Source organism: Hominimerdicola alba 8, from assembly GCF_000178155.2.
GTDB lineage: Bacteria > Bacillota > Clostridia > Oscillospirales > Ruminococcaceae > Hominimerdicola > Hominimerdicola alba_C.
In genome coordinates this window covers 1-8586 of sequence record NZ_ADKM02000076.1, presented here as the reverse complement: position 1 = coordinate 8586, position 8586 = coordinate 1, and the positions used below count along the sequence as shown (strand labels likewise).

Genomic DNA, 8586 nt, shown 5'->3' with positions numbered 1-8586 from the left:
TAATTACTTATGCTGTAATTATATAAGAAAATCAATTCAGATAAAAAAAGAGCCTGCATAAAAGCAAGCTCTTTGTCTGATCACTATATCAGAGGAAAACTCTTTTTAAAAGCTGATCATCATTGTACGTTCGATCTCTTCACGGATCGAATAATCGTCATCTTCGCAGATGTCTGAAAAATACTTTTCTTCTTCATTGTCGTTCTTCTTGATATAATTGCTTACGATCTCATCATTATTGTTGACCCGATCCGCTACGACATCGTAAATAACGTCATAAAGATCGTCGAGATTTGACTTTTCGATACAGGTCTTCTTCTTATAATATTCCTCAAGGTAGCTGCTGAGCTTTTCTATAAGTTCTTCCCTTATAGCTTCAGATATATCTTCCTCGTGATAATATGAAGCTATATCAGCTATTTCCTTATTTGTCAGTTTGATTCCTTCACCGTTCCTGTAAATAAACATATTTTTCTCCTTTTATTTATTAGTTAAATTGAGTTCGTCAAGATCAAATAGGCAAACAGGTGCGACACCGAGACTGAACGTCGCATCGCTGCTGCTCAACTCACCTGACGGATAGACGTAACGCATACTGCGGGCGTAGCCGATGTCGCAGGAATACGGAGTCACCGTCCATACCCAATCATCGTACTTAGGCATCAGTTTTCTATACTTACGATACTGATCGCAGCTAAGAAGTGTAACAAGGTCTTCCGATGTTCCATAGGCATTGTCACCGTTATCTGCTGTCAAATCGGAAGTCTGAGGCAAAACATCGTCCTTCGATATGTGCATAGCAAGGAACTCGCCATTAAGCCACTCTCTGACTTTAGATTTTCTCCAGTCGTTGCAGCCGTCTTCGTACTTTTCAGCAAACTCCATTGTTTTGATTATTTCTGCTGTTACTGCGAGCACCGCATTTCTTCCATATACTTCCTTATCGAACACCTCAAGACAGATAAATTTTATCCCTTTATAGATAAAAGCTTTTCCTGCTTTAATTTCCGGTGTTATATTCAGGAGCGTTTCATTTTCTTCTTCGGTAAGTTGTCTTGTAATTTTCAAAAAATGCTCAAGCGGATATTCTTCGTTTTCTTTTACTATGTGTTTATGATAGCGCCGAGCTTTGATAATTTCAAAAACATTACAAATAACAACGGCATTTTCTTCATCATAACTCTTCACTTTATAATAATTCTGATGATCATTCTGTATCTTTTCTGTAAGGATACCATCATCATAAATGGTTTCCATTTTACTTTCTCTTTCTCTTGCTATCGCTTCATATTCATTGTCAGTTCTTACAGCATAACAGTTATCTTCCTCTGTAATATGGAACTGTACAAGATCACCGTCTCTGAGTTCATCATTATCTCTTTTTGATCTGTCTTTTATATATACTTCAGCTAAAGCTCCTTTTTCCAGAATGGTTATTGATCTCAGCTGATAACCTTTTGAAGGATCCTGTTTGCCGAAGAAAGTTTCGATAAATGATCTTTTGATTATTTCTTTGTCCAGGCTTTCAAGCATTTCTGTTATTTTATTTTGATTAGTAAACATAATTTTTCTCCTTTTATTTATTAGTTAAATTGAGTTCGTCAAGATCAAATAGACAAACAGGTGCGACACCTAAACTGTACGCCGTAATGCTGTAGCTCAACTCACCTGACGGATTGATGGCACGTACACTGTGGGCGTTGCCGGTGTGGGGATACAACGGAGTCACCGTCCATACCCATCCGTTGAACTTAGGCATCAGCTTTCTGTACTTGCGGTACTGATCGTAGCTAAGAAGTGTAACAAGGTCTTCCGATGTTCCATAGGCATTGTCACCGTTATCTGCTACCAAGTCAGAAATCTGCGGCAAAACATCTTCCTTTGCTATGTGCATAGCAAGGAACTCGTCGTTGAGCCACTCTCTGACTTTTGATCTTCGCCAGTCGTTGCAGCCATCTTCAAACTTTTCGGCAAACTCCATTGATTTTATTATCTTAGCGGTCACAGCAAGTGCTGCTCTGCGTCCGTAAACTTCCTTATCGAATACTTCAAGGCAGACAAAATCTATCCCTTTATAGGTAAAATGTTCTCCTGCTTTTATTTCTGTTGTCTTTGTTTCTGATGTCTTTGTTCTCAGATTTCTGCCGCACATCGGGCAGTAATTTATCAGAAATGCGGCTCTGGCGGGAACGCCCCGCAAACCACAGTTCGCATTATCGGGACAAGGTGTACATTCGGTTACTAATGTTCTCGACTTACCCTCAGTTCCTGTATCAATGAACAACTTTGTGTCGGTCGTTTTACCGAGCATTACACTGCCGCCTTTACAATATTTACAATCAGCCATTTTATTCTCCTTTTTATTCGATCTCCTCAGCGATCTCTTTGAGTTTATCGCTGAGGATCCATTCGTCATAAGTGCAATATCCGGATCTCAGCTTTCTGTTTGTCGGGGTCGCCAGCTTTTCAGATGTAAGTATCTCTTTCAAAGCAGGATACCAGTATTTGTCATCTCTTATATAGATGGCATTCTCAGGCGGAACGTGAAGAAAACTTGTTTCCGGAAGATTAGTAGACACATCACAGTACGAGGTCCAGCATCCCAACTCTTCGTCCCAGCTCATCAGACCCAGATAAAGTCCACCGCCGGGAATAAATGATTCGAGATATTCGCTGATTGCGAATTTGACCTTTTCTGCTCCGAATTCTGTTTTGAGTGTGAATATTTTTTCCATAATCGAAAACTCCTTTTATTTTTTTGATCATATCGGCAATATCTTTACAAGATGTTCTTGCTTTATCTGACGAGTTTTTACACCCGCCATCTTAAACATCATCTTTGAAGCCTTTGTTCCGTCTGTATCTGCGTATTTGTCGCATGTATAAATAACTTCCTTTATGCCGCTCTGGATTATTGCTTTGGCGCATTCGTTGCATGGGAAAAGTGATACATAGATCCTTGACCCTTTAAGGTCGTGGTTGCTGTTCAAAACAGCATTAAGTTCTGCATGGCAGACAAAAGGGTACTTAGTATCAAGGAAGTCCCCTTTCCTACCCCAGGGCATCTCATCATCATTACATCCGGCAGGCATTCCGTTGTATCCCACTGAAAGTATCTTGTTTTCCTCAGAAACGATACAAGCCCCTACCTGAGTGTTCGGGTCTTTGCTTCTTGCAGCAGATAGTTCGGCTATACCGAGAAAATAATCGTCCCATGAAATGTAGTTCATTCGTTTTTTCATTTTTTATCCTCCTTAATTATTATAGTGATTCAGTTTTTAATGACTCCAATTATCAAAAACCGATCCTGCTTGTATTATACTTGAATATTCATACCAATAAAAAAGCAGCTCTGCCGTGAGCAGAACTGCTGAAACTGAATCACTAAACAGAGAGCGCTCTTTCGTCTGTTCCATTTTTTATGATAGATATTGCCCTGTTTTTTATTGTTTCCAAGTACTTTTTATCTATCTCGCACGTAAAAACCTTTCTGTTCAAAAGGAGTGATGCTGCCATTGTCGAACCTGAGCCTGCAAATGGGTCAAGGATCCAATCACCTTCTTCGGTTGAGTTTTCTATATACATTTTAAGCAGTTCAACGGGCTTTTCGGTCTCATGGAGCTTCTGACCCTTTATGTTATCAAACTGATGTACAGTCTTGCTCCCGCAATTTGAGATAGCTTTTGCTTTTCCTTTATAGCAGAACAGTACATACTCACAGTTTTTCATGTACCATCTGTTAGGAGTGGCATTATTTTTCAGCCAGACCAAAAGGTTATGGATCTTAAAGCCTGCTCTCTGAACTGCTTCCATAAGCGGCTGAAGATTAAGAAAATTCGTGAAGAAATACGCCTGTCTGTCAGGTTTGAGTACTCTGTAACATTCGGGAATATATTCATCAAACTGTATGTCGTTGTTATCGAATATCTTTCCGTCGTTTTTGCTCAGCATTCCTCTTGGTGCGTTCTTCCCTCCTGTTCCTCCGGATATTACCCTGTAAGGCGGATCGGTAAGTATCATATCAAAGGACTCAGTTTTAAGTTTGTTCAGTATAGTCTTAGCATCAGCATGAGCCAGCACTGCCTGCAGGTTTTTCTTAGCATTCAGGAAGTCCTGTTCATCTGTAAACGTTCTTTTCTTCTCATATACGCCTTCTTCCATCATTTCGTTATCTACAAACACATCTTTATAGAAGAAATCAATGCTTCCGTTTTCCGGTGTTTCGTAAGATGCTCTGTAACTGAGGCTTACACCTTCTTCGTTCTTTTCTGCCTTTATTACTTCAATTAAAACAAAGACTCCTGCTTCTTTTCTTTCAAAAGCAGGAGTTTCTGTTGTTCTCAAATATCTGGAAATAACTCCTCTTATACCGGTAGGAGAATATTCAGGTAATTTTTCGTATAATTCTTTTGTCGTCAGACCGTTATGATTTACGCTCAGCAGTCTGATCACTTTCTGTATCAATGTCATTTTTATTCCTCCGTTTATTATATAGTGATTCAGTTTTTTGACTCCAATTATCTAAAACCGATCCTGCTTATATTATACCTGAATATTTTTCCCAATAAAAAAACACCCTTCCGAAGAAGAGTGTTTGATGTAAGTTATCGGTTTATCTTATTTTTCGTAATCATCAAATTCATCGTAATACATATCATACAAACTATCATACGGACGATCTTTCGATGTATCTATACTATTATCTTCAACATTGATCTCTTCTATCTTCACTCCGTCTTTTTCGTTCTGAACTGTGAACTCGACTCCATCAAAATCTTCAGCTTCAAGAATGTATTCGCTGTTATGCCATGCTGCATCGACGATCTCTTCGGCATCTTCTGCAGTTTCAGCCTCGACAGTGACTACCTTTCTCAGTGTTTCTGTAATTATTACATTAAATTCTTTCATAATGAACTTCTCCGTAAATTTCTATAGCATATTTATTGTTTGTTTTTAAGGGAATTCAAGTGACTATTTGTACAGACAAACAAGGATCTCTATATCAGTGTTCTCAAATACTTCTTTTATGATCTGTCTGACATTATCCCATTTTAGTTTATCCAATCCGCAGCCGATTAGTGGCATAGCCAACTTCCATTGAATTCCTATAGGCCGTATATCTCCCCCAGGCAAATAATTTTCAGCAATCACCCAATTCTTTAAATTCTCAAGACTTTCCCTGAGTGTATCATAGGTGGGTTTCATCCAATACTTTTCTTTAGTAATGAGATTTGCTACCATTTTATCCTTAAGACCGACAGGTATCATATATCCATGACCTTCCCAGTTCTTCGGATAGTTTTTCATAAGTTTTTCTTTCACGCCCATCTGAGCGAATTTCTTTGCGATCCCTGCACCCAAAGCAAAGTCAGAACTTATGCAATGGACTAGGACGTAATCATCGGGAACTTCAAACAGATCTCTTATTTCTTCCTTATAGATCATCATTCTTCCTCCTCATCTTCCTCAAAGCTGATAAATAATATCTTTATAGCTATGATCTTTCCTTCGGGATTTCTTGCAGCAAAGCATTCGTAACTACCATCACCGTAGCCTGAACTGCTGATGAATGCTTTATCGTCTAAAGGCATTGCATCTCTCTGCACGAATGTGGATTCGTACCATTCTTTATCCTTGCATTTTTTTGCAAAATAATCTTCATCATAAATTCCGCATTCACCTGAATCTACTCCTACGTCAATGTCCTGAAGTTCGTCAGGTTCATACTCTTCAGGGTCGTACCTCTCGTGTACTACCTTGATAGCAGCGACTCTCCCCTCTCCTGTATTCTGACAAAAGCAGTTATATGTTCCGGGAAGAACATTCTCAAGACTTCCTGCACACCAGGTCCTCATGTCATAACAAGGGTCGGATACTCTTACTCTTGTATCCAGAGTGATAGTTCCTCTTTTGATGTAATCGTACAGGCAGTTCATTTCTACATGAACCGGTTCAGTTGAATACTTATCTGTTATAGCCTTTATCCTGTCGTGTTCTTCTTTTTGGAAAGCATATTCTTCATAGAAAAGCCAGAAGTTATCTGCTCCTGAAGGTTCGCTGTGGATTTCGAGTTCTTCAAGTATCTCTATTCTCTTTTTTAGCAGTTTCTGATTTAACTGTTCATCTTCCGTTTTCTTTGAAAATATAGTTACACTGATATCTGAAATAATAGGGTTGTTCATATCATTTTCCTCCGATGTTTCATTATTTGCATTCTTAAATTCGTTCATTTTGAATTTCTCCGTATAATATTATCTGTTTTGGTCTTGTTTTTGCTGTTCGTTCCAGTGGTCGATCGCCTTGCGAACACTGGTGAAATTGCGAGTACAATCGCAGCGGTCCGTAGAACACACAACAGCCCATACATTCCGGTATTGTACTCTTACTGCGCCATAGGCTTTTCTGTCAGCTCCTGCAATTACGCTTTCACGGTCTGATGCTATGCGAATATCCGTGTTGCCACAGAAGCGGCAAGGACTCAATTTGTCCTTGTATTTTTTCGTGTAGGCTTTCGCCTGCTCAAAGCGTTTACTCATAGTGCTTCAATTCCACTCTGTCATAAAAAATCATTTGAAATTCCTCCGTATAATATTATTTAGTGTTTTCGATAACTTATCTACTCCGGTCATCAATAAACATCTATGCTGTTATTATAGTAGAAAATTGAAAACAACAAAATCGTTTTTGTTTAAACACCGTTTATTTGTGTCACGTGTGACACAAATAAAAAAATGTCCCGCCGAAGCGAGACATTGATTCCTCCGAAGAGAGATGTTTGAATAACAGGTTATTATCAGTTTTCAATTTTTACTATATTTCCTACCACAGTCACCGAATGGCAGGAATTTCCTTCATGACCGTAATTCCATATCAATTTCCAGAACGATACTCTTTTACCTTTTGTGCATCAATATAAATATCACTTGTTGAAATCCTCGCACTCCCATTTTCTCCTTCCGGAATCCCAACTCTCGCACGTTTCCATGATTCTTCGCCATGAGAAATCATACTTAAACTCCATGAAAAAATATGCGAATACTCCGAAAACACCTTATCCATTATAGGATCTAAGGATTCGTCATTATATCTCTTGTCAAAATCATTACTCTTGTAATGATTTCTGATTTCTCTTAAAGCCGGACCATACTTCCAAGCTTCAAACTCTTCTACGAATAACGGTTTACCGGTTTGGATAATTGATTCTCTCTGCGCGAAGTATAATAATTTGTGCAACTTCATTTCATCAATGCGTTTGCCATTCTCTTTCTCATACCTATTACAGATATACGACGCAACATTAAAAACACTATACATCACACACTCTCCTTTCAATATAGTCACTTTCAAACTCTTATAGATATCCTTAGTTTACTTTATTTCCTATCACAGTCACCGAAGGACAGGAATTTTCATCATGACCGAAATTCCATATCAATTCCCAGAATGATATGAAATTGTCACAGTACGAAAAATGTTCAGTGTTATCTGCTCCGCACCATTCAGCTATCTCACGGCAGAGCTGGTCATAGTCGATGGTTTCTTTTGTAGCTATCCCGAACGCTCCGGCACAGAATACAACTTCGCCTTCCATGCCGCAGAATGAGACTGTATCTCCTTCAAAGATCCTTTTACCGTTGCTGTCAGTCAATCCTGTATACTTTCTGATAAGTTCTTCTTTTTCCTGCCTCTCAGCTTCCAGCCATACATCATAATCATTCAGAACATCGTGATAAAACTTTCTGACATTTTCCGTTCCGTACTTTGAAACAGCCTCTTCAAAGGTAAGCTCCGTATGTTCCGTTTCATCAAGAAAGATATTGCTGATAAACTGACCGTTATACTCGAATCCGACCTTTGTTCCCTGTTCTGTTTCATTTGCAAGGTACTGATTAACTTTAGAAAGAGCCTTAGCCAGTTTCAGTTCATCTTCTGTTGTGTTAAATATCTTTAATATATCCATAATTATTACTCCCATTCTCTGCCTTTATCATCGCAGCCCATACAATAGAAAGGACAACTAAGCCCGGCACAGCACCAGTTTAAATCGTACCTTCCATTAATGCGAACGACTTCCCTTATATAGGAAGGGTCACGGCACATCATGTACTTTCTTTTCGGTTTGCCGTTACTGAAGTATAGGTCACTTGTTTTCCTTTTGAGTTTTTCTGATTTCGTTAAGTTCTTCATTTCGATTCCTCCCGGTTTTCTTCTAATTGCTTTTCTGCATATTTGTTGTATTTATCAATAACCTGAGTTTATCGGCTCCATGTTATCAATAAATATCTACGCTTTTATTATACAAGATAATTGAAGCAAACAAAAAAGGCTCTGCATAAAGCAAAGCCTTTCTTATCAGATCAATTCAATTATTCGTTCCAGCAAAGCTGCATATACTTATCAGCCTCATCTTCTGTAAGCTGATACTTTTCTATGACTACATTTTTAGTCATGCCTTTTGTAAAATTTGCCGCCTGAAGTGTTGTGATAAGGATCTTTATTCCGTTTTCACGTTCTTCTGCTTTTCCTTCAGCTTTTCCCACTGAGAATCCTTCAGCCTTCTGAAGTTTAAAAGCCATTTCCTGATCG

General features: G+C 38.7%; 12 protein-coding genes and 1 pseudogene. All 13 read right to left on the bottom strand.

Annotation, left to right across the window (positions count from 1 at the left end; translation table 11 throughout):
- Window positions 1-105: 105 nt before the first annotated feature.
- Window positions 106-468: a hypothetical protein gene (locus CUS_RS08485; protein ID WP_002849558.1), complete on the bottom strand. Its 363-nt coding sequence runs from the start codon at window positions 466-468 to the stop codon at window positions 106-108.
- A 12-nt stretch (window positions 469-480) separates the two neighbouring features.
- Window positions 481-1563: a hypothetical protein gene (locus tag CUS_RS08480; RefSeq protein ID WP_002849545.1), complete on the bottom strand. Its 1083-nt coding sequence runs from the start codon at window positions 1561-1563 to the stop codon at window positions 481-483.
- Window positions 1564-1576: 13 nt separating this feature from the next.
- Entirely contained in the window at window positions 1577-2347 is a 771-nt protein-coding gene (locus tag CUS_RS20190) for a hypothetical protein (protein ID WP_002849549.1), read from the bottom strand.
- Window positions 2348-2360: 13 nt separating this feature from the next.
- Complete coding sequence (locus tag CUS_RS08470; RefSeq protein WP_002849563.1) at window positions 2361-2735, bottom strand: DUF4313 domain-containing protein; 375 nt, start codon at window positions 2733-2735, stop codon at window positions 2361-2363.
- A 27-nt stretch (window positions 2736-2762) separates the two neighbouring features.
- Window positions 2763-3242 carry a deoxycytidylate deaminase gene (locus tag CUS_RS08465; protein ID WP_002849547.1) on the bottom strand — a complete coding sequence of 160 codons (480 nt, stop codon included), beginning with the start codon at window positions 3240-3242 and terminating at the stop codon, window positions 2763-2765.
- Window positions 3243-3384: 142 nt separating this feature from the next.
- Window positions 3385-4470 carry a DNA-methyltransferase gene (locus CUS_RS08460; RefSeq protein ID WP_002849543.1) on the bottom strand — a complete coding sequence of 362 codons (1086 nt, stop codon included), beginning with the start codon at window positions 4468-4470 and terminating at the stop codon, window positions 3385-3387.
- Between the two features lie 147 nt (window positions 4471-4617).
- Window positions 4618-4908 (bottom strand): DpnD/PcfM family protein, encoded by a 291-nt coding sequence (locus CUS_RS08455; protein WP_002849541.1) that lies wholly within the window; start codon window positions 4906-4908, stop codon window positions 4618-4620.
- 63 nt (window positions 4909-4971) lie between these two features.
- On the bottom strand, window positions 4972-5448 hold the full coding sequence (locus tag CUS_RS08450) for a macro domain-containing protein (protein WP_002849552.1): 477 nt from the start codon (window positions 5446-5448) through the stop codon (window positions 4972-4974).
- Window positions 5445-6230, bottom strand: a complete 786-nt coding sequence (locus CUS_RS08445) for a DUF4241 domain-containing protein (RefSeq protein ID WP_002849556.1) — start codon at window positions 6228-6230, stop codon at window positions 5445-5447. The genes CUS_RS08450 and CUS_RS08445 overlap by 4 nt, the downstream gene beginning before the upstream one ends.
- A 640-nt stretch (window positions 6231-6870) precedes the next feature.
- Window positions 6871-7314 (bottom strand): Panacea domain-containing protein, encoded by a 444-nt coding sequence (locus tag CUS_RS08435; RefSeq protein WP_037276859.1) that lies wholly within the window; start codon window positions 7312-7314, stop codon window positions 6871-6873.
- A gap of 49 nt (window positions 7315-7363) precedes the next feature.
- Entirely contained in the window at window positions 7364-7960 is a 597-nt protein-coding gene (locus CUS_RS08430; protein WP_002849554.1) for a YopX family protein, read from the bottom strand.
- 5 nt (window positions 7961-7965) lie between these two features.
- Window positions 7966-8187 carry a hypothetical protein gene (locus CUS_RS08425; RefSeq protein ID WP_050792214.1) on the bottom strand — a complete coding sequence of 74 codons (222 nt, stop codon included), beginning with the start codon at window positions 8185-8187 and terminating at the stop codon, window positions 7966-7968.
- Between the two features lie 179 nt (window positions 8188-8366).
- Window positions 8367-8586, bottom strand: a pseudogene (locus tag CUS_RS08420) (hypothetical protein); the annotation flags it as partial.